Source organism: Synergistaceae bacterium (genome assembly GCA_031272035.1).
GTDB lineage: Bacteria > Synergistota > Synergistia > Synergistales > Aminobacteriaceae > JAISSA01.
The window spans coordinates 44,952-69,025 of the sequence record JAISUO010000034.1 but is presented as its reverse complement, the minus strand read 5'-3'; the positions used below and the strand labels follow the sequence as shown (position 1 = coordinate 69,025).

The window sequence follows — 24,074 nt, the reverse complement described above, 5'->3', positions numbered from 1 at the left end:
GCAATTCTCTCCAAAACGACACCTCCAAAAATTATGAAAAGATTAGTGAAAAGTTGGGGGTAAATCTCTTATGTAATTTTACCGTAACGAGACGTTTCTACCAATTTTATATTTTTATCTTCTCTCCGGAGCGTGTTATGATAACAAAAGGAAAAGAAGGTAAGGGACGGCTTTTCCACTCGAAAAGATTACCGAAGGAAGGTTTTTTATGAAAAATTTATATACGAAAAATCTAAAAATGAAATCTTGCGCGGTCGTTCTCGTCTCAGCGCTTTTATGCCTGAGCGCAGGAGCCGCTCAGGCGCTGGACCTGAAGGATATTCTCAGGGGAGGGGCTCTGATCGTTGGAGGCGGGGCTCTGGTAAAAGCCATTGCGGGCCCTCTGGACAAGTTCATCAACACAGTGACTCTCAACAAAGGGGCGCAATTGCAGGGATTCACCAAAGTAGTTCCCATCGTTTCCATGGGAAACGGGGCCCACATCGGAGCAGCCCAGGTCGGCGGCGCCTCGGAGGCGTCTGTGAACCAAACCCAGGCCGTAGCTCAAATCGAAGCCGACTGGAAGGGAATTCGCGCAAGAATTTTAATCCCGGTGGACTCTCTGAACCCGCTGCAGCAGTTTCGCCGGGTTCAGGGCGTCGGAGTCACGGCCATCATTGACGTAAAAATCTGAGGGTAAAAGTTTGATCGAAAACGGGCAGGATAATTTTCTGGCGGCGAAAGATCATGAGGGATATAATAGAGAGGATATAATATAGCAAGCTCTCTCCAGGAGACGCGCCAGGCAAAGATAAAGAAGCGTGCGGCGAAATGTATCCTGTATGGCTGTGGGGTCCGAAGGGCCGTTCTGCATTGAACGCCTGTATTGCTCAGTTTAAAACGAACGGGAGAAAACGGCAATGAACATGAAAATTCTGCTGGTACTTGTTTCTCTTCTGGTCGCCGTAGCTATGGGCATGGTTTTGACTTTGGCCAGCAACGTTTTTATTCCGTTGGTGATCGCATGGTTCATGTTGCAGGTTTTCCGGCCCGTTATCAGTCTGGGGCGCAGAATAAAACTGCCCCAGATTCTCAACGTCATTCTTGTGTTCGCCGTATTCTTCGGTCTCTGCTACATCGGGATCATTTTCTGCACCACGCAGATCGTGGCGTTTAACCGCGCATTCACAGAATACTATTCAAAACTCAACGAAATGACCCTCAACATGCTGAAGGCGCTGCAAATTCCACCGGACAGCATTCCCCGCATAAGCTGGATGGATATTCTGGGACGATACCTGCGAAACATCTCCGAGGTGGGGCTTGCTCTTTCCAGCAAATTTGTTCTGACCCTGGTGTTCCTCATGTTCATGCTTCTGGAGGCCCCTTTCCTGAACTCAAAAATCGAACGCGCTTTTTCGGGCTCCAACGCGACAAAAATCAAAAACATCATGAGTTCCGTGTCGAATCAGATCAGCCGTTACCTCGGCACACTGACCCTGATCAGCCTGGCCACGGGGGCCTGCGCCTGGCTGGCCCTGGAGTGCATTGGCGTGGAACTGGCCGCAGGGTGGGGCGTCCTCACGTTTCTTCTGAACTTCATCCCCACCGTTGGATCCATCATCGCCACGATTCCCCCCGTCCTCATGGCCATACTTCAATTTTCACCGGGATTTTTCAAGCCCATTCTCGTTTTGCTGTCGCTGGGCGCCATACAGATCACCATCGGCAACGTCATCACCCCGAAGGTGGTGGGAGACCGTCTGGGTCTGAGCCCCGTGGTCATTCTTCTTTCCCTGCTGCTCTGGGGCGCGATTTGGGGTATCCCGGGGGCGCTCCTGTCGGTCCCCATCGCATCGATCATGAAGATCGTCTGTGAAAATTTCCCGTCGTTGAGGCCGATAGCCGTGATGATGGGAAGTGGCGAGATCGTTTCTTCCCCTCTCCTGCCGGAGACGGAGGAGCGGAACGAAAAGGAAACGCCTCCCGCCACCCGTGCGGAACCGAAGGCGCGCTGACGAGGCCTCGGACATTTTTCGGCTTCTCCGGTTTTTCAGGAGAGTCTGATTTTTCGTCTTTCACGCGCCATCCTTCTTCTTTGAGAAAACTGCTGATCTCCGCCCAAACCATTCTCACCCAGAACGCCCACAGCATCAGCATCGCAATTTGCTGAAGCACGTAATGCCATCGCAACTCCGTGATACCCGCCGACAGCTCCGCCAGATTCCACGCCGCCATTTCACCATCACCCCGCTGCATCTTGTATCGGTAGTCTTTGCGTTGTTATTATGCTACGTAATGCGTCGTTTAGTCAATACGTTTTTCGTTGCATTATTTTTTCATTTTCAATACGCGTTGCGTAGTAAATGAGGTATAATGTTTTTATAATTTCATTGTGTTTATAATTCCTGTTTATAGTTCCATTGAAAATTACCTGAGATTCAGGGAGGCGCAAAAGTTGACCACAGGGGAAAAAATCAGGATATGCAGAGAGCGCAGGGGGATGAAGCGCCCCGAGTTCGCCCGATTGATCGGAGTGGAACCCAACACGCTGTATCGCTACGAAAACGGAACGATTGGCATTCGAGACGATATGAAGCGAAAAATCGCGCAAATTTTAGAGGTGAGCGTGGCGTATCTTCTGGACGACAGCACGTCGGACTTCGAGCCTGAACCCACCGTCCCGCCTCAGCTTTACCTTCCTGTTCTGGACCAGGAGGCCTGCGCGGGCAATGGTTTCAGCTGGGAAGACGCCACAGACGTAGCGGAATGGATGCCCTGGCCCGAGCGGGAGACCGGAGGGCCGGTCGGGCCGCGAAAACCCTACTTCGTGCGGGTGGAGGGAGAGAGCATGGTTGGCGCCAACATCGCCGACGGATGCCTGATTCTGGTCAACCCCAACATCGAAGTGCGTAGCGGGGACATCGCCTACGTCAAATGGAACGACCGCTGTTCCGTGAAGGGGATCATCTTTTATCGGGACGGCCGAATCGAACTGCGCCCCGCCAACAGTGACTTTCACTCAACCTGGATTGAAAAGGACGCCATCGAATCTCTGGAAATTCTGGGGAAGGTCGTCCGGTGGCTGAATATGGGAATACCTAAAAATATCCTTTGACTGAGCAACCCGATGTCCGGTCTGTGAGTTCAGCGTTTTGCTCACAGAGCCGCTATAAATTTTTTCGATAGATGACGTTCAGATTGAACTTCGCGCCCACGTGATCCTGCCTGGCCGCCTTGCGATACCACTCCGCCGCCTGGCTGTCGTCCTGAGGCACGCCTCTGCCGTTCTCGTACATCCAGCCCAGGTTGAACTGCGCCGCGGGATACCCATCTTCGGCGGCAAGCCGGTACCACCTCACCGCTTCTGTGTCGTCCTGAGGGACACCCCAGCCGTTTTCGTACAGCCAGCCCATCATGAACTGCGCTCCCCTGTGGTTTTGCTCCGCGGCACGACGATACCACTCCGCGGCGCGCCTGTCATCCCGGGGAACTCTTCTTCCCCTTCGATACATGACGCCCAGAAGACACTGCGCCTGGACATGGCCTCCCTCGGCCGCCTTGTGGTACCAGTTCACGGCTTCCTCATCGTCCTGAGGAACGCCCCGCCCCTTACGGTACAGCAGACCCAGAATGAACTGCGCTTCTCCATGCCCCTGCTCGGCTGCCCGACGATACCATTCCGCGGCCAGCTCCTCATTTTGAGAGACGACCTCACCCTTCTGATAGAATCGGCCCAAAAGGAACTGTGCGACGGCATATCCCTCTTCCGCCGCCTGACGACATTTTTCAAATGCCTGTTCATCATTCTGTGAAACTTCTCCGCCGTCCCAGGATAATGAATCAGTCATCAATCAACACTTCTTCCTCTCAGGTATTATGACGCTTCGAAACACCGGCGCGGCTCACTGCCTGTTCCAAATCAAAACCCCATGATAAAACAACTTTACAGCGGGCTGCCGACATTTCTCATACTTCTGCAGCCCTGCATTCCGGTTCCGAAGTCAGAATTATTGCTGAGCTTCTCCTCCGTCCAACCCCAGGAGATCGGAAACGTCGAAAGCCTCTTCTTCCGCTGAAGAACGTATTTCGGCTACCTCCTGCCCCAGCTTGTGCTTGGCCTCTAAAATCGCTTTGGCCTGCTCCAGCCGCCGGTGGGCAAATTCTCCAAGGCCTCTGTCGTAGAGCTCCAGCGCCGCGTTGACAATGAAAGATCCCAAAAAAGCGTCCAACTTGCGCGCGTTATCTTCATCCGCGTCGCCAAAGTGCTTCTGGGTCATACGCAATATATCCCAGGAAAGTTTTTCCTGACTGATGGAGCTCAATTCGTCAAGAACCTTGTCGAAATCCGTCTTCTGCGACGTGGTGTCGACGTAACGCTGTTTGGACATAACATCATATTTGGGAACGAATTTTTCCTCTGCCGGAACTTCTTCCTTTTTCGTTTTCTTTCGGCCCGCTATGATTTTCGCCCCCCTAACAGGAAATTCTGCATTGATTTACGTATTGTACAGCTTTTCTCTATTTCTCGCTTTAAATTATCGCTTATTGGCAGATTCCTCCAGCGCCATGTTCATGATTCGAGACAGGCGATTCGCGAAGTCTCCCGGGTCGGAGAGCGTTCCTCCATCCAAAAGCAGGGCCTGATCATAGAGGACTGAAACAAAATCCTCCGTCCTGGCATCCCCCGCCTCCGCCAGAGCGATCAGGCTTTTCACGACGGGATGAGACGGATTGAGTTCGAAAATTCGCTTCACAACCGGGACTTCCTGCCCCATTGCGCGCATCATGTGTTCCATTTGCAGAGACAGCGCGTTTCTGTCCCCCACAAGACAGGCCGGAGAGGACGTCATGCGAGTTGAAAGTCGAACGTCGCTCAATGTTTCGGGAAAAACAGCCATAATCTTATTTTTCAGCGGCTCGAAGGCCTTTTGCAGCCCCTCCAGTTTCTTTTCAGCTTCTTTGCGCTCCTCTTCGGCAGCGGCATGAACTTCGGCGGACCCCACGTCGAGAAATTTCTTCTCCTCGTATTCGGAGTTCTGGTTCATAATAATCTCATCCACAGGATCCGTCAGCAGCAGAACTTCATATCCCTTCTCCGCAAAAGCCTCCAGTTTCGGTGAATTTTTGAGAGCGGAGGCGTCACGGCCCACAAGGTAATAGATGCCCCCCTGACCGGGTTTCATTCGACTCAGATACTCGTTCAGCGTCGTCCAGCCGCCGCCGGAACCGGCTTCGTCGGAGCCGGAGCCCTGGAGACCGGTGGAGCGGAACAGGGAAATTTCCAATATTGTTCGGGCGTTTTCCCTGTCCTGTATGACGCCTTCCTTCAAAAGTCGTCCGAAAGCGGCCCAGAATTTTTCATATTTTTCCCGGTCGTTCTCCAGCATTTTTCGGAGGCTGGCAAAGATCTTACGCAGCACACTGCGGCGTATTACGCGAACACGGGGGTCTTCCTGCAAAATTTCACGGGAGATGTTGAGGGGCAGGTCTTCGGAATCCACCACTCCCCGAACAAATCTCAGATACTCCGGAATCAGGTCTTTACAGTCGTTCATGATAAAAACCCGTCCGATGTAGAGGCTCACTCCTCCGGCCCGTTCGTTCATGAAGAGCTCGAAAGGCGCCCGGGACGGAACAAAGAGCAACCCCCTGAAGCTGACAGATCCTTCGGCATTGAGAACAATCCGCGTCAAAGGCTCCTGCCAGTCGTGGGTGAGGTGACGGTAGAACTCGCTGTATTCCGTCTCCGACACCTCTCCCTCAGGTCTGCTCCAGATCGCCTTACGGGAGTTGATCACCTCGTCCTCGACGGTCTCAACATTGTCCTTCCATTTGGAACAGTTCATTATAATGGGATAACCGATAAAGTCGGAGTACTTTCTGACGATCTCGCGAAGGGTCCACTCGTCGACGTAGTCCTGCTCATCCTCTCCCGGCTCGCGAAGATAGAGCTTCACCCAGGTTCCGCACTCCGGCAGCTCCGCCTCTTCAAGAGTGTAGGACCCGTCTCCCGCGGACTCGAAACGCCAGGTTTCCGTCGTCCCCAGCCGTCTTGACGTCAGTTCCACCCGATCCGCCACCATAAAAACGGAATAAAAACCGACCCCAAACTGCCCGATAAGCCTCTCCTGCATGGAAGGAGAGTCGCTCTTCCCGTCTCCCTTTCCGGCCGCGGAAAGAAATTCTCTCGTGCCGGATCTGGCGATAGTTCCGATATACTCGACAATTTCCTCCCGAGTCATGCCGATGCCATTGTCCCGAACCGTAAGCGTACGTTTTTCCTTATCCCTCACGACACGAATTTCAGGTTCGTATTCTCCGTATTCCTCGCTGTTGGAAAGTACCTCGATGCGTCTTTTATCCAGAGCATCCGATGCGTTCGAGATCAGTTCTCTCAAAAAAATTTCTCTGTTGGAGTAAACCGAATGAATCATCATTTTCAGAAGCTCTGCGGCTTCTGACTGAAAAAAATGCTTTTCCTGCGACACGCGTCATACCCTCCCGCAAAATACATGTATAACTTTAATCAATCATAATACTCATTCTCTACACTCATACTTTGCTTCCTGCAGAAAATTATATCCTCTGGCCCGCCGGACGCAATATAGAAGGAATAAAATTTTACAAATTTTAAAGATTATCAGCCTTTTTTCAGATGTCTCAGGTAGTTTTCTTCGAGCTGGCTTCGCACGGTACAGACCTTTTCGATCAGACGCTTGTTCCCCGCCGTGTAATACCTGAGGGCTCCCCGGAGATCTTCCTTCGCCGTCTGATAGTACGTGGCGAAAATTTCCGTCCCCACCAAAACGTTGTATTTGGGATCGAACATGTCATGAGGTCCATCAATATGTGGGTACTTCTCCTGAATTTTTTTCCTGTGGACGCGCCATCGCACCTGCATCAGGCCATAGTCGCCTCCTCTGGAAAGAGCGTCGTGTTTCACCGTAGATTCGTTGACGATCATCGCCGCGATGACGAAAGGATCCTGGTTAAACTGCTCACAGGCCTGAAGGATATATTGGACATAATCCTCGGCTTTTTTTTCGCTCAGTTTTCTGTTGTATTTTCGAAACAGTTCTACGATGGTTTTTTTCCTTGCTTCACGACGTCTGGCCGCATCCGCGGCAATCATTCGAGTGTCGGGAGACGGCACGGGAGGCATGTTAACAACCGCCAGCGGCCTCGGCAAAGGGGGGAAATTATACGCTTCCGGTTCCGCCCAGGCGGTGGAAATCCCCAGAGACAACCACAACAGCGCTCCCATGACACCTCTTACAATGCGCATTTCAGACTTAAAAAATTTCTCCATTTCTCACTACCTCCACCGCTTGAGACACATCCGTTAAAATTTTTGCAGACAACATTGTTTAAGCGGCCCGCAGGGAGTCGCCTCATTTGTCTTTGTACTCTTTTTACAGCCTTTCTGTCGTTAAAAAGGTTTTTCTAAAACCTCATATAATCCCGGCGATACTTCGAGCACTTTTCGATGTATTCAATATAACACATCACCTAAAACCCAGCCCCGATGAAAAATGAAGGTAAAAATCAGTAAAAACCCTTCATAATTTCTTTCCAGCTTCTCTTCCTTATCTTTCTTTCTTCTGTCTCTTCTGACCATTTTTCATCGATTTTTGTTTTTTGCTTCCCCTGCCCGACCTGTTCGTTTTTCGTTCGTTCCGCCCAAAACATTTTCGTCTGACACATTTCTGCCCCTGCCATAGCGAATCACGGCATCTTTCCAGGCGCCCTCCTCGTCGGGAGCGTAATCTCCCGCAACCTTTCTGAGGTTGACGAGAGCCACATACATATCCCGCACCGCGCTCAGATAGTCCGTTCGGATTCGCTGATTTTCCGTCTGGGCATTGATCAGATCCAACTGCGCTCCCATGCCCTCACCGTACATCAGCTTAGTGATCCGTACTTCTTCGTCGGACCGCTCCACCTGACGTTTTTTCGCCTTTTCGAGGGCCATCGCCCTGTTCCAGTCGTTGCCGGCGATCGCAAAATCCATTTTCGCGGAGTTTTCCACGGAACGCAGCCACTCCTCCGCGGCCTGTACCAGCCTGTCCGCGTTCAGGACCTCATATCGGGTCTGCCCGCCGTCCAAAATCGGGAAGTTCAGGCTCAGGGTCGCCGACATTTCTCCCTTTTGAGGGGAGGAGGAATTCCAGGGGTCTGAAAAGGGCATCCAGGTTATTGCCGCGTTCAGGGTCGGAGACAGGCCTTTCGCCTTCAGCTGCCTGACGACCCTGCTCCTGTCGAGAGCGAGACGGGCGGCGCGAACTTCCGGACTGGAGGAAAGCATCTTCTCCGGTGTGGCGGTGACACTAAAGGCCGGAAGGAGAAGAGGCTCCTCCGGGGGGACGACCTCCGTGCCTCCCGTCAATGCCGCCAGCCGCGCCAACAGGTTGCTGTACTGCGCACTGGCGTCGGAGACGAGGCTTTCGGCCTCCACGACCTGCGCCTCCGAGCGGATGAGGTCCAGACGGGGAACGAGCTGCTGTTTATATTTTTCTTCGGTGACCCGGTTATTTTCCCGGCGCTGACGCAGAACATCCTCCTGAAGCGCGATGTTTTCTCTCGCCAGCACCGCCGACCACCAGCATTCCTCCGCCGCAGCCATAAGATCGTTGACGTCCTCGTCGAAGCCGGCCCTCTGGATCTCGTAAAAAAGAATCTGCTGCCGTTCATCCAGCGACCAGGCGCCGCTGAGGTCGATGCGGTGCGTCAGCCTGAAAGCCGCGTTTCCGGCGGCGACGTTCTTTTCCCGGAGGTCCGACTGGGCGTTCCTGCTCCCCGTCAGGTAAGAACCCGACACCATCCCCTCCAAAGAGGGCCTCTGGTAAGAGACAGACGCCAGTACACCGTAATACCCCGCCTCCAGGGATCGAGCCCCGGACCGCAGCGCGGGATTCCGATCCCTCACCATTTCCAGATACCGACCGAGACTGACGCTCTCCGCCGCCGCAGCTTCATACCCCCAAAACAGCAGAGTCACCGCGAAGGAGACAAAAAATTTTATCATACCCGCCCTGCCCCGCTTCTCCACTTCGATTCCTTCATTTTGATCTCTTCATTCCGGACTCCTCGAATTGGACGACCGATCTTTTTCATTATAACGGACACCCTGTCTTTATACGAAAATCGATAAATTTTACCAAAACATATTCAGTATCTTGACATATTGCCTTCACAATCGTATAGTATCTACATGCCGCCCTTGTGGTCGGTAATTTTGTTTGGTTTAGGAGGCTTTTTTTAATGGCTCAGGGTACCGTGAAGTGGTTCAACGAGAGCAAGGGTTATGGTTTCATCACTGCTGATGAGGGTAAGGATGTGTTTGTGCATTACAGTGCGATAATGGGTGAAGGTTTCAAGACCCTTGCAGAGGGACAGAAGGTATCGTTTGAAATTGTGAACGGCGAAAAGGGACCGCAGGCAGCCAACGTTTCCAAGGTGTAACATTTCTCCAATCGAATTCAGCCGAAATTGATGTCAGGGCCCCTGGGCCGAGGGGCCCTGTTTTTTATCCTTATATTCCTATTTTATATTTGCTGAACGTGAAGCGGAAACTTTCACCCGAAAACTTTCACCTTCTGCGCCGTTCTCCTCCACTGAGCTGTGTTTTTACTTTTTCATTTTTTCAGAGTCAGTTCTCTGCCGTCTCCCGCGGTGAGCACAAGAGTGTCGCCCCAGGAGGCGAAACGGCTCGCTGCGGACAGAAGTTCGAGAAACACTCTTTCCTGTTCCATGAGCGCAGGTTTACCCGCCATTCTCGTGGAGACGCCCTTCGAGATCACAACTCTGTCTCTCAGCACCATCCAGGAAGCGTTGTAGTTGTTGATGGAGGCCTTCCCGTTCAGCGTTCCATCCGCGTGAAAGACGGCGGTTATGACCGAGCCTTCCACCAGGTCGGCCCCGTCCAGGCTCGTGACCTTCCACTCCGCCTCCAGAGGGATTCCCCTGTCTTCAGTCCAGATCTCTCCAAAGGGGAAGAAATGGTCGTATCCTTTATATCTTTTGCCCTCCACCGTGAGCATCGCCGAATCGCCCTTACCCCAGAAAACGGTAGTCGGATCGTTTTCCGCCTCGTATTTCTCTCCCGAAGCGGCTTCAACTCTCCTCATAACGTAAATTTTACCGTCCACCGTGAGAAAAAGCTCATCTTCCTCCAGTCCTTCCTGCACCAGAACGTAACGAGAATACTCTCGCCCTCCGACCGTCAGAGTCGCCTCGTTTCCATGGCTCCAAAACAGGGTGGAAGGATCTCCCTTCGCCTCGTATTTCACCCCTGAAGCGGCCGGGGTGGGCAACATAACGAAGGCGACTCCTTCGACGGTGACGGAAACTTCATCTTTCGACTTCGCGAAGGCCCCTCCCGTCGCAAACATCAGCAGGCCCAAAAACAGCGCCGTAAACTTGCCGATTCTCAAGGTATTTTTTGCCATTGCCTGATACTCCTTCCTGAAAATGAATATAAAAATATAAAATAGAGAGCCCTTCTGCGCTCAGAAGTCGCTCTCCATGTATTCTACACTCATCACCTCTGAAAAATACAGAGGATTTTTTGAAAAAACAAAAACATCAGCGGGAATTACTCATGCAATTTCCACCAATTTTCCGTGAGGTCTTTTCTTTTCGGCACAAAGTTCCGTTAAAACTCTTCAAAACCCGATATGTTAAGCATTTGCCAGTTACGGGCATTGATCTCTTCGACAATTTCCTTCAGAATGCGATCCACTTCCGCGTAAGGCACCTGACAGGTTCCCACTCTGCGGTGACCGCCGCCGCCATATTTCAGCATCAGCTTGCCCACGTCCACCGTAGCGGTACGGTTCAGGATGCTGTATCCCACGGCAAAAACGCAGAACTGTTTTTCCCGCCCGTCGAACACTCGCACCGACACGTTCTGGTCGGGGAAGAGAGCGTAAATGACGTGACGATTTCCCACGTAGGTTTCCTCCACCTCCCGGAGATCGGTAATGACCGCCGCTCCATCGGTCCAGGAGTGGTCCCGCATCATTTTTTCGAAGGGTTCCCGATGCTCGTTGTACAGGCGCACCCGCTCCTGCAGGTCATCCAACTGCATAATCTCTTCGATATTCATCGTTCGAAGGTGATCGATCAGGCAGTCCATAAGCTGATAGTTGGAAATGCGGAAGTCCCGGTATCGACCAAACCCCGTGCGCGGGTCCATAATAAAGGAAAGCAAAACCATTCCCTGGGGATCCAGCACTTCCTCGCGAGTGAAGTGAGCGGAATCACACTTGTCCGCATCCATGACCATCTGCCTGAAGCGAGCCAGTCGTCCCTTCGCTCCGCCATAATACTCATAAATCACCCGGGCGCAGCTCGGCGCGGGCCAGGAAGCGCCAACGTACTTATATTGGTACATCAGTTTTCTGGCGTCCTCGCTGGTGTGGTGGTCAAACCACATTCCACATCCCGGAGCGTAAGGAATATTGACCAGAATATCCTCCCCCGTGACGGCAATTACTCCATCCTGAATATCTTTGGGATGAACAAATTTCTTTTCTTCGAAAAGCTCCAGTTCCTTGAGCAAAACAGCACACATCAATCCGTCAAAATCTGACCGGGTCAGAAGTCGCATCCCTCTGTCACCTCCGAAAAAATGGACCCCTCGCACAAATTGGCTACGATAGTTTTATTGTAACGCATAATCGATTTTACGCAAAGAGCGATACTCTTCAAAAACGTGCTTTATAGCAAAAAGAAATCGCACATCTAAAACAGCAGGAAAAGAAAAAAAGATCATAGGCCGTTCCAGGACCTTCATCCACGGGGTTTTTCATTATTTATGCTCCTCTGCAATCGAAAATATGAACGTCCGCAAAATCGAAGGAAGTATATCAAAGGAATAACTCAGCTTCACCCTCTCCGTGAGCTTGTGGGCATCCCTTCCCACCGGCCCCAGAACCACCGGCGCAATGTCGATTTTCCGCAGGTCGGAAAGAGGAAGGCTGTAGCATCGCCCCCAGAGGGGAAGATTTGTCGCCAGGGGCTCCAGGTCGGAGGCCTGCCCCTCAAACCCCGTATAGCTCAAATCGGTGATGCCCTGCATGATTTCCATTTCCTTCAGGCCGAAGCCCCGCTTCTCCAGTTCGTTCCGGACGAGGGACGCCGCCTTCCGCACCGCCCGTTTGTGGAGGCTGTCGCTCCGATTGCTGCGGGGAGGATAAAAAGGCGGAAGAAAACCCGCGACCACCAGGGGGCCCTTCTCCCCCGTGACGTCCAGGGCCCGGGACAGAAAATCGATGTTGCGCTCCCGAGCGTCCGCGGTCGTCTCCGAAACGGCCAGCTCCTCGAAGAGCCTCTGTTTCGAACCCAGATTTTTGGCGGCCTGATTCAAAACGTCCTCCACGGTCAGCACCCTGGGCGTCCAGTCCTCCCGTCCAACGTGAGAGAGAGCGGCGCGCAGGGCCAGGGTCGCTTTCGTCTTCATAAACTCCAGTATCGCCGCCGGCGTTTTTTCAACGGTCAGACAGTTGTAATAAAGAACGGTGCGCTCGGGGAGAGTCACCGCGTAGCGAGTCCTCGTGTCCCGCATGCGCAGGCAGCTCCAGGGCTGAAAGGTCTGAGTTCCGCGGCATTCCACCGTGTCTTTGCCGCCATCCAGAGAAATATTGAGAAAAGAGGCGATGAGGGTGGAGTTCAGGCCCTCGTAGTAGGCCCCCACGTGGGTCTCCCGTCCCACGCAGAGAAAGAAAGGCATGAATTTGCCTATGGTCCCATAAAAGATCGCCGGCCCGGAGGACTCGAAAACGGGCTCGATATTCACGCAGGCCAGAAAATCGAGTTTTTCTTCCTCCTGAAGCCTGGCCAGCACCGAAATCGCCCCACGCATTCCCACGGAGTCGCCTTCCTCGTCGGGAACAAGCAGCCCCAGCAGGTTGAAATCCCGCTCTTCCCGCCGGTCTCCATGCTCTTTCAGAAGGGTCATTATCAAAGCCACTCCCGTTTTCATGTCGGAGACGCCCCGACCGAAAAGCCAGTCGCCGGACTCCAGGTCGTCCCTTGCCTCTTTGGAAAGCTCCAGCTCCCCAATCCGCTCCGTGTACGCCTTCGGGTCAAAGGCCCAGGGGCGCAGAGGCCCGCACACGTCCACATCCACCACGTCGAAATGCCCCAGCAGGATCACCGTTTTCTTCGTGGGGATTCCGGCCCGCACCAAACCACAGACGGATCTGCGTCCAAGAGGATCCTCCGCTTTGTCCATGGGACCGCCAAAAAAGAGATCCGACGGATTTCGCCCGAAGTAATCCTGTTTTGAAAGCCGGTCGTAAATAAAATCCGCGCACCGGTTCTCTCCGCCTTCCGAGCCCGTAACGCTGGGAATGGCCACGAGTTCCAGCATCAGATCGTAAATTCGTCGCCCCTCTTCGCTCATTCCGGCCAGAGTTTGCTCCGGGGGAAACGCCGTTTTCGACAACATCCTTCTCCAAACCTCCCTGTGTGAAGCGACCCCATCGTCTCCGGACTGCAACCTGCCTCCAGACACGTCGCCCAAGCGCATTCGAAAAACAACGCGCATACTTTACCACAGAGAAATTGGATTTTCTTTTCGAAATATCGTAAAATCGTCCTAAATGGTCTCCTAAAATTCGGTATTTTTTTTGGACAAATCAAAACTGGGGAGGAATAACCCGTGCAAGGCTTATCCCTGATTACCCGAAAGGAAGGTATCACAGTGAAACGCGCAAAAAAGACAGAAAAAATGATAAAGAACCTGTTTTTGAAATTCTTCTCAAAGACGTCCCTGCTTCTGGCCGCGGCTTTGTTGATTGCGGCTCCCGTTTCCACCGAGGGGGCTGAGGCTCTTCGCATCGAACAGCAGGAAGAGGCCTACATCGGCTGCGAGGTGGTTCTTTCCCTGAAGGGGGACGCTTTGGGACAGGAGGGCGTCGTTTACGACTGGTCCTTCGAGGGAAACGCCAAACCGATCTCTCTTCGTAAAGGAGGGCTTGAGTGCCGTTTCACACCGGTGGACACCGAGCCGGTGATCGCGGCCGTTTCCGCCTCCGGACCCGATGGCGATTCGCTGGGGACGGCAAACATCTCCGTAAAAGCCAAAGAGTTCAACGTGGAGGTGGTCATGATCAAACCCGATCCCTTCCTGCTGTGGGACGTGAACAAAAAGCAGGACGTCCCCGCCGAAGGGCTGATCGCCGGAGAACCCATCCGTTTCACCGTGGCCCTGACCCCCACATTCAAGGATGGAATCCAATGCCGCTGGAACACCGATGCCTCCACGGCCATTCGGGAAGGCGGAGAGAAAAACGAGGTCACGGTGGTGCGGAACGAAATCGGCGATGCGGTGCTTTCCGTCGTGGTTTCCACGGCTTCGGGAACGGTGCTGGGACATGGTGAAAAAAGCGTGAACGTTCCCATAGCCCGATCGAGAGTGGACGATTCCATTCGACGCAGAAAAGCCTGGGGGCAGTGGACCGAGGCACTGGACATGTGGGACGCGAAAAACTTCGATAACGCCATCGTCCGGGCCAGAGAAGCGGCGGAGAACGACCCCGAGACCCTGGAAATTTCCGACGGTCTCAGGAGCATGACCGCCAACTTCAACCGGGTGGAACGTTCCCGGAAACTCAGCGCCGACGCCGCCTCCCTGCAAAATGAACACAAGCCGGTGGAGGCCCTCAAGGTTATGCGCCGGGCCTACGCCGCCTGGCCCCTGGAAGACATCGAGAGCAACATCCGGGCGCTGGAGGTGGAAATCGACGAGGCGCGCATCCGGCGTCAGAAAGCGGAGTGGCTGAAGGACACGGCCGCCGCTTACGACCAGGAAAACCTCTTTGAAGATGCCCTGAAATATTACAGGGAAACGATGGCCCTCGTTCCCGACGATGGCGTGGCGCAAAGGGCCGACCGCATCGAAAAGCGCCTGGCCTCCATCGCCCAGGCGAACTCCCTTGCCTCGGAGGGAGAAAAACTGGAAGCGGAGGGCAGGCTCACGGAAGCTCTGGAGAAATACAGAGACAGCCTGAAACTGGAAGCGGTATCCAGTGTGGAGAGTCACGCCCAGGATCTGGAAGAGGCCATCAAGGAACGTCGGACCCGAGCCGCCGCGTTACGCCGAGAGGCCGCCGACCTTCAGAAGAAAAATCAGAACGCGCAGGCCCTGGTTCGTTTCAAGGAAAGCCAGGCTCTGTGGCCGGACGACGCTCTGGCCAAACAGATCGCCGCTCTGGAAAAGACCGTGAAATCGTCCTCGACGCAGGTCGTCCGCGCTCCGGAGGATTTCGGAATAGGGACTCAGGCGGATGCCATGCGCCTTTTGCAGGAAGGCCACGCTCTGTACAAGCAGGGCAAATACAGGGAGGCTTTGGACTCCTACCGCAAGAGTTACGCCATATCCAGGGATCCCCGGCTCTCGGACTGGATCAGTCGGGTGGAAACATCCCTCCGGGAGTACGAATCCGTCCTGAAAGCCAACGTCCTTATAAAAGAGGCAAACAGCCTTTATAATGAGGGCAGATACGCCGAAGCTCTGGCGAAATACAGGGAAAGCCTCTCCGTTCACGCCAATGCCGAGGTCGAAAACTTCACGCGGCATATCGAAAGCACGCTCGGGAGCGCCGACATCGTCCCGACGGCCGCGGCGGGACCGGCAACGGCCGCGTCGAATCCCAGGTAGCGTTTTTTTGTTACTGCCAGGTTTTTCTTTATTGTACCTGGAAACAGAAAATCTGAAAAAAGAGGCCTGAAGAGAGCAAAACAATAAAGACTACGGCTTTTTATATCCGTATATTATGGTATTCTCCTGCTTAAAGGGGGAATTGTGCATGATAACCGTCGGGTTTTGCAATCTGAAGGGCGGCGTTGGAAAAACGACGGCGTGTCAGAATATGGCTGTTGCTCTTGCACGCCTTCACAAACGAGTGGCGGTTATGGATATGGATCCCCAGGCCAACCTCAGCACCAGCTTCGGCATTGAAGTGACCCCGGAGCAGCTTCATATCGTCGATTTTCTGACGGGCTCCGCCAGATGGGACGAAGTCGTCCTGCGCCGGGAGGAAGTAGACATTGTTCCAGGGACTCTGGATCTGGTCATGGTGGAACTTCACCCGGAGGGACAGATCGGAAGGGACACCCTTCTGAAGGAAGCCGTCGAAAACATCGATCCGGACCGCTACGATTTCCTTTTTTTCGACAGTCCCCCTCAGCTGGGGATTTTCACGCGCAACGTTCTGGCGGCAGCGAAGCATCTCGTCATCCCCATGGACGGAGGATTTTACAGCCTGGCGGGGTTAAAGCTCCTGAACGAGGCCATTCCTCTTTTCAGAGAACGCCTGAACCCCGACCTCTCTCTGCTGGGAGTGCTGTTTACCCGACACAGCCCCAACGTATTCATCTATCGGGAGGTGGCCAAAGAGGTGCGCAGTTTCTTCGGTTCTCTGCTTTTCGAGGCCTACATTCGTCAAAATATCAGCCTGACGGAGGCCGGCAGTCTCGGAGTCTCCATCTTTTCCTACGACCTCTCGAGCAACGGCGCCCGGGATTACGAACGGGTCGCCCGTGAATTTCTCAGGAGGTGCAATATCCATGACTAGAAAGAGGAGACCCAGCCTCAAAGATTATCTGAAAACGGGAGAGGTGCATCTCGAACCGGAGACGCTTTCTTTCCCCACTGAAGGGACTCCGGCCGAACAGGCTCCGGAACAAACTTCAACTGAACGGACTGCAACTGAACAGGCTCCGACTGAACGGACTTCAGTTGAAAAAACCGATGCTGAATGGATGACTCCACCTGCGGCGATCGCCCTGTCGAAGCTGCTTTCCGCGACCGACCGGAGAATCTGGGAGCCCATCCTTGACGCGGGGACGAAAATCACCGTCCTTCCCCTCAACCTGGTCGCCCTGAGAGAGGAATTCCGCACCATGGACAGGGACCGCTTTACGTTTTTCATTCTGGAGCGCGAGGGAGCCAACCTCCGCCCCGTACGGACCAGCGTTCAAATTCGAGACCCTTTGACTCTGCTGCTCAGGTGGGATGAAAGTGGAGAATTGACCCTTTTCACCGCAGATCCTTCCATTTTAAACCCCGCCTGACAACTCCACCAGGCCAAAGTGTTCCCCTGTACTCCTTCGGACTGCGCTTTCGGCAGAAACAATTGTGATACTTTTGAAAAAACCGAAGGGAATATTGAAAGGAAACTCGAGAAAATGAAAAAAATTTCTTTTGTATTTTTACCTCTTCTTTCTTCATTATCGCGCCTTTTTTTACAGTTGACCCTCTTTCTTCTTCTCTGCACGGGTTTCCTTCCCGCGGGAGCTCTTCTGCCCGGGGCGGAAGGGGCGGAAGAAATCAAATCCTCAAAAGGAGGATTTGTGCTCAAAGTCGTTCCCGAGCGTCCTTTTCGGGGAGAGACCGTAACGATTACCGCCGCCATTCCGGACTTCAACCCCGCCCGACAGGGGGTTTACTGGGACTGGCGGGGGGAGGCGGAGGGAATTCGCAGTCTCTCCGAAAGAGAAGTGTGCTGGGAAGCCCGAGAGGGTTCCACGACGATTTCCGCGACCCTGTGGAATCGGGTGGGGGGAGAGACCGTCGACAACGCCTCCGTGACCGTCATACCCCAAAGATACACCGTCACCCTTCGTACTGTCCCGTCCTCCGGAGACGAAAAAATCAAAATCTGGGACGACGAATCGAAAAGACTGAAGGAGCTCCAGGGACTCGCCACGGAAAGCCCCATCTCTCTGGAAGCCGTCCTCAGCCCTTCCCGGGATACGAAGAATCTCCGTTGGGTCTGGAGCCCCGGCGAGGGCGTCACTCTCACTTCCCAAAAGGATAACCGCGTTTCCGTTTATCGAGAAACAACGGGAGTCGGCGTTCTTTCCGTCCGTATCCTCGACGAAAAGGGCATCGAACTGGGAGATGCCCGAACCAGCTTCGATGTTCAATTCTCCGCCGAAGACCTGAAGCGCAGCCTCAGGCTGCAGAAGGGCTGGGAGCAGTGGCAGAAGGCCCTGGCTCTGGCGCAGAAAAGAGACGAGGCGGAAAACGCCCTGCGCCTTGCCCGTCTGGCCTCGGAAGAACTGATCCTGGCGGGAATGGACGAAAGCGCTCTGCGTAAGGATCTGGACAGACTCAGTCAGGCAAGGGACAATTACCTCAACGCACTGGCTCTCGGCTCCAGCGCGGCGGCTCTGTGGCGCGACGGCAGACCGGAGGACGCCCTTATGCAGTATCGTCAGGCCCAGGCCCTCTATCCCGACTCCCGGACGGCGCAAAGCATTGAAGATCTGGAAGGAATTCTGAACCGGACGAAGAAGGCCCGGGAAAGCGCCGCGGCACTGGCGAAGGAGGCCGATGCCCTGGCGGAAAAAGATGAGTTCGAAAGCGCCCTGAAGAAATACGAAGAAAGCCTGCTTCTCTTCTCCGACCCCCTCGTACATGCCGCCCGGATGGACGTGGAGGGGCGTTTCAGGGCTCGCCGGAGAAAAATGGAAGAAGCGAAAACCGTGCGGGACATCGCGCTGATCCTGGAATCTCAGGGAGATCTGGAAAACGCGCTCTCCAAAATGACCGAATCCCGTGAAATTTACTCCCTTCCGGAAACCGGCGACGACCTGGAACGGATTCGTTCCGCCCTGCAGCTTCAGCAAAGCCGCAGAAACGAGGCGGAACGCCTGACCGCTGAGGCCGCGGAACTGGAGGCTCGCGGGCTGGAAAATCAGGGAAACGTGCAGCTTCTGGAGCAGGCTCTGGAGAAATACTCCCAGGCGGCCGGACTTTGGTCCAACGCCGTCTCCCAGCGGTCGAGGGAACGGGTGAAAACTCACATTGCCGCCATTCAGGCTCAGATCTCCCAGGTCGCGGCGCTGGTGAAGGAAGCGGAGCGTCTGGAGGTTGAAGGTCGTCTGGAAGAGGCCATGAACCGCTACCATCGCGCTCAAAACGTACGTCGGGAATCCGACACTCAGACCCGTATGACGCAGCTGGCCCGGCGCATCGAAACGCGAAACAAACATCGAACGGAAGCGAAAATTCTCGCGGAACAGGCCAGAGAAGCCGAAAAACAGGGCCGACTGGACGAAGCCCTGGCCCTTGCCCGCAGAAGCGAGTCGATTTTCCCTGGGAAGGAAAATTTCTCACTCATACAGCGCCTTGAACAGACCATCAAAACGAGAAATGAAAAAATCGGTCGGGCCGCGGGACTGGCCGGTGAGGCCCGCAAAGCCGAAGCCGAGGGGAATCTGGAAAAAGCCCTCGATCTTTTCATCGAAAGCGAGAGCGTCTGGATTGACGACAACGTTCTCCGTTCGATTCAGGTGTTGCGCGGACGCGTCAGCGAAGATGCCATCACTCTGGCCCGGGCCGGAGAACTTTACAGGGAGGCCGTCATTCTGGAAAGGGAGTCGCGCCTTGAACTGGCCGAGGAAAAACTGACCGCTTCTCTGGCTCTGGCCTCCAGCGATGAATCCGCCCAGCTTCTGAGCAAAGTCCAAAAGAGCAGAATCGAAGCGGCCTGGCTCGCCGCTCTGCAGGCAAATCCTCCAGTCCTGAGGGCCGTGCCGTCCCTGCCCCGACGAGGACAGCGCACCCTTATTCGCGTCGACAACGGAAACATCGAAGACGCGGAGTTCCGCTGGAAGGTTCAGGGGAACATCCGGGACGGAAATCCCGGCTCCGAGGGAAAGACCTATTCCTTTTATCCGGCGAACGATCTGCCGGTGACGGTTGAACTTTCCGTCCTGCGAAAGGGAACGGATACGGTCTCTCTGCAGCGAACCCTTTCTCTCACCGCAGAGGACTGGAGCGTCAGCCTCACCGCAAACGAGGGCAGAAAAAACGCTCTCCTGTGGAACGCAAACCAGAAACGTCTGGAGGAAGTTCACGAATTTGTCACGGAAACTCCCATCGAAGTTCAGGCCAGTCTCTCGCCTCTGCCGGACGGAGCGGTCTCCTGGCTCTGGACGGTGGATTCGGACTCCTCCATTCTGGCCTCCGGCGACAACGCAGCCCTGGTCCGCCGAGTGCTTCCCGGCACCGCGAAACTGACGGCCGTTGCGAAGGATGCCCGGGGCATCGTTCTTGGAGAAGGGAAACTCAGCATACCGATCATCGTGAACAAAAGCGACGTCACCCGGGACGCCCGACGCGCGCTTGCCTGGGAGACCTGGCTGAAGGCCCTGGACCTGTGGAAAGAAGACCGGCACCTGAAAGCCCTGGAAACGGCGGTTCAGGCTTCCGTCCTCGACCCCGGCGACCCCGACGTGACCTTCGGCGTGAAACAAATGAAGGAAGACTTCGAAAAAATGGAACTTTCTGCTCGCCTTCTCTCGGAAAGCACCTGGCTGCTCTCCACCGGCGAATATGAAGAAGCCGAAAGCCGGGCGCAGGAGGCGGAAGCTCTGCGACCCGGGGCAATAACGACGGAAATGAAACTTGCCCTGAAGGAAGCGGAGGAAAAAGTCCGCGCCAGCGCAAATCTGGCGGCCCGACTGCGTGCGGAGGGAGGGGCGCTGCTGGAACAGGGACGTAAAATTGAAGCGCTGCTTCGTCTCCAGGACAGCCTTCTGCTCGAAAAAAACGACATGACCAGCAAAGACGTGGCGCGACTGAACCGCGAAATTCTTGAAGAAAAAACGACTCTGGCGAAGGCGGGGGACCTGCGGGCGAAGGCCGACGCTCTGATCGATAAAAAGCGATACTCTGACGCGCTGAAGCTCTATGAACAGAGCCGGAAACTCTTTCCCGATCCTCAGCTCACGGCTTATATGGCCCTTATCATGGAGCGGAGCGAGGAGGAAAAAGTGGTGAAGGAGCGCGCCGACGCCCTGCGCAGGGAGGGAGATTCCCTACTGAAGAACAAAAAAACCTCCGAGGCGCTGGAGAAATACAGAGAAAGCCTTCTCCTTCGAGGAGACGAAGAACTGGAAAAAATCCTTCAGCAGGAAACGAAACGTTTCGCTCAGTCCGAGGGAGCGAGACTGCGAAAGGACGCCGAGGCTCTGATCAAAAAGAAAAGACCTGCGGACGCGACGGAGAAGTATCGTGAAAGTCTGAAATACGATTACGACGAAAAGGCGGACATCTACGTGAGAAACGCGGATGCCACCGCGGCTCAGGCTCTGACCAAAGAAGGGGACAATCTTCTGAAGCAGAAAAGGCCCAAAGACGCCCTGGAACGCTACAGACGCGCCCTTCAGAAAACACCGGACGACGTGGATCTGTCCGAGAAAATAAAGAAACTTGAGGCGACTCTGTCTCCGCCGGTATCCGCCCTGCCGGCTTCCAACGTCGTAATTCCCTCCGAAAGCGCCAGCGACGACCTGTCCGAAGACGTCTACCCGAAGAAAGCCGAGGAAAAGACGTCGACAGAGGTTTCCTCCATCGACCTGGTTCAGGCCGATGCTCTTTTCCGCGACGGCAACACTCTCTACAGAGAGAAAAAATACGCGGAGGCGCTGGACAAGTACAGAGAAAGCTACAAACTCAGCCACAATCCGCAGGTCAGGGATTTCGCCGACCATCTGGAGGTCGCCCTGAAGAATATGGAAAAGGCCAACAAACTGGTGCACGAGGCCAACGATCTCTACAGAAACAGGAAATATGCGGACGCGCTGAACCGTTACACGGAAAGCCTCAAATATCATAAGAACCCGGAAGTGGAGGCGTTCATTCCAAAGCTGGAGGCGCAGATCAAAAAATAAACAAGTTTCAATCTCTAATCTTCAATTAATCTTCAATTTTTAATGCCCAGCGCCCGGTTGCGTCGGTTTTCTCGCGCGCGATCGGGCGTTGACTTATTTATTTTCAGGCCGAATCCGAAGACCGGACCGCGGCGAAAACGGAGGGAGAGACGAAAGGATAATTGGCGGCGGGAGCGGTCCAGATGCTGATGCAGGGACAGTCGCTGGTTCTGCAGAAGGAGTGGGCGCTTCCCGCAGGAATATAAATGGAATCCCCCTCCCCCACCGAATATTCTATCCCTTCAATGGTCAGAATCATGCTTCCCTGAATGATAAATCCACACTCGTCGGCCACGTGGGTTACAGCTTCATGGACCTGTTCGTCCAGAACGTGCATACACATGCTCACGATCGACCGTGACCCCTCGGTGAGGGCTTCATATTTCACCCTGCCGGGATCGTCGAAAAGAAGACGTCGATTTTCTTTTCTGACGCACTTGTTGTCGTTTTCCATATTGACAAACAGATCCGCCATCGTGATGTTCAGCGCCTGACAAATTTTATGCAGGTTCGCCACGGTGGGGCTCGTACGTCCCCGCTCGATCAAACTGAGGTAGCCCACAGAGAGGTCTGTAAATTCCGCTACCTGCTGAAGCGTCATTTTATGCGTTTTTCTCAGTCTTTTGATATGAGAACCTACAAATTCGCTCACAGGCCGCCTCCAAAATCAGTTACCCAAGTATTGGATTATTATACACTTCCTGCGAGGATTTCTTCATATGGGCCGAAATCCGAATCCGTCAATGACGCCTGACCTCCGCAGCGGCATTTTCCCTCGCAAGCCGCTCCGTGATCATTTTCGCGGTGGGGGTGTCGCACAGCCCTCCCCTGCAGGTGCACCTCAGGGCTTCCGGGAGCATTTTCCCCACTTTGAACATGGCATCGATCGTTTCATCCAGCGGAATGATTGGATTATACCCGCACATCACCATGTTCGCAGAGACGACGGCGTTGAACGCCGCGGCAACATTTCGACCGACGCAGGGAACTTCGGCGAGACCGCCCACAGGGTCGCAAATCAGTCCCAGCAAATTCTGCAAAGCCAGGGAAGCCGCCTGAAATCCGTTTTCCACCGACCCGCCCAGCAGCTGCACGACGCCTGCCGCCGCCATCGCGCCGGCGGCGCCATTTTCCGCCTGACACCCCGCCACCTCCGCGCCGAACGTCGCCGAATTCGCAATAAAAACTCCCACCAGCCCCGCGGCCAGCAGGGCTTTTTCGATCGCCTCGTCGGAACAGCCCATTTTGTCGCCAATCGCCACCACAGACGCCGGAATGACGCCGCAGGACCCCGCGGTGGGCGCGGCAACGATTTTATTTCGGGCGCAGTTGTTTTCCATTACGGAGACGGCCCAAATCATGCAGTCCTCCAGAAAGCCCATGTTCACTGTCCGGATTTTCGCGGCTTTCTCCAGCATTCCGGAAGCCTGATACCCCAAAAATCCTTGTGAGACCGTTCGAGCGGGGTCCACCGGCTTTCCGGACTCTCGCATGACCTGAAGAATCTCTCGAATTTTCCCAAAAATCTCGTCCGCCGACAGAAACGTAACCCCTTTTTCATAGGCAACGGCCAGTTCCCACATTTCTTTCTTTTCGCCTGATTGTTTCAGACGTTCCAGAGCCCCCGCGGCGTTCTCGAAAGGAGGGGCAGGTCTCTCTCTTTTGGGCGCCGGCAAAATGACCTCCGCCACCCGAACGAAATCTATCCCCGGCAGTTCTCTGAAATCGCGAAGCTCTTTTTCTTTGAGCTCTTTTTCATCATTTTCTTCATTAAATGAAGAGGAACGAATTTCAAAAAGAATTCGCTCTCCATTTTGTTTTTCCACGTATCGCGTTTTTCCGTCCAGTTTTTTCCGAATCTGATCGAAGGCCTCTTCTCCGCGGGCGGCAATATAGATTGTTCCTGTTTCGCCTTTAATGCTGACCGGAAAGCCATCCATTTCCACGATTTCGATCATTCCACCGCCGACGGAACGGGTCAGAACGCTCATTTCCACTCTGTCGCTTTCGCCGTCATAAACGTTGATCCGGGCTTCATTAGGGTGATGAGCGCCCAGGTCCGCCTGTTTGAACTCCACCCTGACTCCGGATTTTTCCGCGATCTCCAGGGCATTTTTCAAACGGAGGTCATCCGGAGAAAATCCCAGCAGTCCTCCCGTAAAACCGCGGTCCGATCCCTGTCCTCTGCAGGTGCCGGGATAAGAGCCGTTTTGATCGAAAATGACCTCCGCCCGCCGAATCTCCCGACCATGCAGAATCCGCGTCATCGCGCCGATTCTGGCACACCCGGCGGTATGAGAACTGGAAGGCCCCGTCATAACGGGGCCCAGAACATCGTTAAAAATGCTGAAATATTCCAC

General features: G+C 54.2%; 19 protein-coding genes. 9 read left to right on the top strand and 10 right to left on the bottom strand.

Features of this window, described 5'->3' with window-relative positions; translation table 11 throughout:
• The 4 genes from LBR61_04140 to LBR61_04125 all read left to right on the top strand — a co-directional run.
• A partial coding sequence (locus LBR61_04140) for a hypothetical protein (protein MDR1731265.1) occupies positions 1–212 on the top strand: 212 nt, incomplete at its 5' end.
• Between the two features lie 26 nt (positions 213–238).
• Positions 239–673: a hypothetical protein gene (locus tag LBR61_04135; GenBank protein ID MDR1731264.1), complete on the top strand. Its 435-nt coding sequence runs from the start codon at positions 239–241 to the stop codon at positions 671–673.
• A gap of 226 nt (positions 674–899) precedes the next feature.
• The gene (locus tag LBR61_04130; GenBank protein MDR1731263.1) at positions 900–1,997 is read left to right on the top strand and encodes an AI-2E family transporter; all 1,098 of its coding nucleotides are present in this window, start codon (positions 900–902) and stop codon (positions 1,995–1,997) included.
• Positions 1,998–2,437: 440 nt separating this feature from the next.
• Positions 2,438–3,097, top strand: coding sequence for a LexA family transcriptional regulator (locus LBR61_04125; protein MDR1731262.1), 660 nt, complete (start codon positions 2,438–2,440; stop codon positions 3,095–3,097).
• 52 nt (positions 3,098–3,149) lie between these two features.
• Here the strand turns inward: LBR61_04125 and LBR61_04120 are convergent, their stop codons facing one another.
• The 5 genes from LBR61_04120 to LBR61_04100 form a co-directional block, all read right to left on the bottom strand.
• A complete protein-coding gene (locus LBR61_04120) occupies positions 3,150–3,830 on the bottom strand; it encodes a sel1 repeat family protein (GenBank protein MDR1731261.1) in 681 nt (226 codons plus the stop codon).
• A gap of 159 nt (positions 3,831–3,989) precedes the next feature.
• Positions 3,990–4,370 (bottom strand): hypothetical protein, encoded by a 381-nt coding sequence (locus LBR61_04115; GenBank protein MDR1731260.1) that lies wholly within the window; start codon positions 4,368–4,370, stop codon positions 3,990–3,992.
• 147 nt (positions 4,371–4,517) lie between these two features.
• On the bottom strand, positions 4,518–6,470 hold the full coding sequence (htpG, locus tag LBR61_04110; GenBank protein MDR1731259.1) for a molecular chaperone HtpG: 1,953 nt from the start codon (positions 6,468–6,470) through the stop codon (positions 4,518–4,520).
• A 152-nt stretch (positions 6,471–6,622) separates the two neighbouring features.
• The gene (locus LBR61_04105; protein ID MDR1731258.1) at positions 6,623–7,291 is read right to left on the bottom strand and encodes a transglycosylase SLT domain-containing protein; all 669 of its coding nucleotides are present in this window, start codon (positions 7,289–7,291) and stop codon (positions 6,623–6,625) included.
• Between the two features lie 312 nt (positions 7,292–7,603).
• The gene (locus tag LBR61_04100) at positions 7,604–9,007 is read right to left on the bottom strand and encodes a TolC family protein (GenBank protein ID MDR1731257.1); all 1,404 of its coding nucleotides are present in this window, start codon (positions 9,005–9,007) and stop codon (positions 7,604–7,606) included.
• 236 nt (positions 9,008–9,243) lie between these two features.
• Between LBR61_04100 and LBR61_04095 the strand changes: the two genes are divergently transcribed.
• Entirely contained in the window at positions 9,244–9,444 is a 201-nt protein-coding gene (locus LBR61_04095; GenBank protein MDR1731256.1) for a cold-shock protein, read from the top strand.
• 173 nt (positions 9,445–9,617) lie between these two features.
• On the opposite strand, the gene LBR61_04090 is transcribed toward LBR61_04095, so the two are convergent.
• The 3 genes from LBR61_04090 to LBR61_04080 form a co-directional block, all read right to left on the bottom strand.
• The gene (locus tag LBR61_04090) at positions 9,618–10,430 is read right to left on the bottom strand and encodes an MliC family protein (GenBank protein MDR1731255.1); all 813 of its coding nucleotides are present in this window, start codon (positions 10,428–10,430) and stop codon (positions 9,618–9,620) included.
• Between the two features lie 206 nt (positions 10,431–10,636).
• Positions 10,637–11,593, bottom strand: coding sequence for an exopolyphosphatase (locus tag LBR61_04085; protein ID MDR1731254.1), 957 nt, complete (start codon positions 11,591–11,593; stop codon positions 10,637–10,639).
• A gap of 201 nt (positions 11,594–11,794) precedes the next feature.
• Positions 11,795–13,435 carry a M20/M25/M40 family metallo-hydrolase gene (locus tag LBR61_04080; protein MDR1731253.1) on the bottom strand — a complete coding sequence of 547 codons (1,641 nt, stop codon included), beginning with the start codon at positions 13,433–13,435 and terminating at the stop codon, positions 11,795–11,797.
• A 255-nt stretch (positions 13,436–13,690) separates the two neighbouring features.
• Between LBR61_04080 and LBR61_04075 the strand changes: the two genes are divergently transcribed.
• The 4 genes from LBR61_04075 (at position 13,691) to LBR61_04060 (ending at position 21,675) form a co-directional block, all read left to right on the top strand.
• A complete protein-coding gene (locus tag LBR61_04075) occupies positions 13,691–15,649 on the top strand; it encodes a tetratricopeptide repeat protein (GenBank protein ID MDR1731252.1) in 1,959 nt (652 codons plus the stop codon).
• Between the two features lie 148 nt (positions 15,650–15,797).
• Positions 15,798–16,565: a ParA family protein gene (locus tag LBR61_04070; protein MDR1731251.1), complete on the top strand. Its 768-nt coding sequence runs from the start codon at positions 15,798–15,800 to the stop codon at positions 16,563–16,565.
• Entirely contained in the window at positions 16,558–17,064 is a 507-nt protein-coding gene (locus LBR61_04065) for a hypothetical protein (protein ID MDR1731250.1), read from the top strand. Before LBR61_04070 ends, LBR61_04065 begins: the two co-directional genes overlap by 8 nt.
• Positions 17,065–17,178: 114 nt before the next feature.
• On the top strand, positions 17,179–21,675 hold the full coding sequence (locus LBR61_04060; GenBank protein MDR1731249.1) for a tetratricopeptide repeat protein: 4,497 nt from the start codon (positions 17,179–17,181) through the stop codon (positions 21,673–21,675).
• A gap of 103 nt (positions 21,676–21,778) precedes the next feature.
• On the opposite strand, the gene LBR61_04055 is transcribed toward LBR61_04060, so the two are convergent.
• Positions 21,779–22,366 carry a helix-turn-helix domain-containing protein gene (locus LBR61_04055; protein ID MDR1731248.1) on the bottom strand — a complete coding sequence of 196 codons (588 nt, stop codon included), beginning with the start codon at positions 22,364–22,366 and terminating at the stop codon, positions 21,779–21,781.
• A gap of 88 nt (positions 22,367–22,454) precedes the next feature.
• Positions 22,455–24,074, bottom strand: coding sequence for an L-serine ammonia-lyase, iron-sulfur-dependent, subunit alpha (locus tag LBR61_04050; protein ID MDR1731247.1), 1,620 nt, complete (start codon positions 24,072–24,074; stop codon positions 22,455–22,457).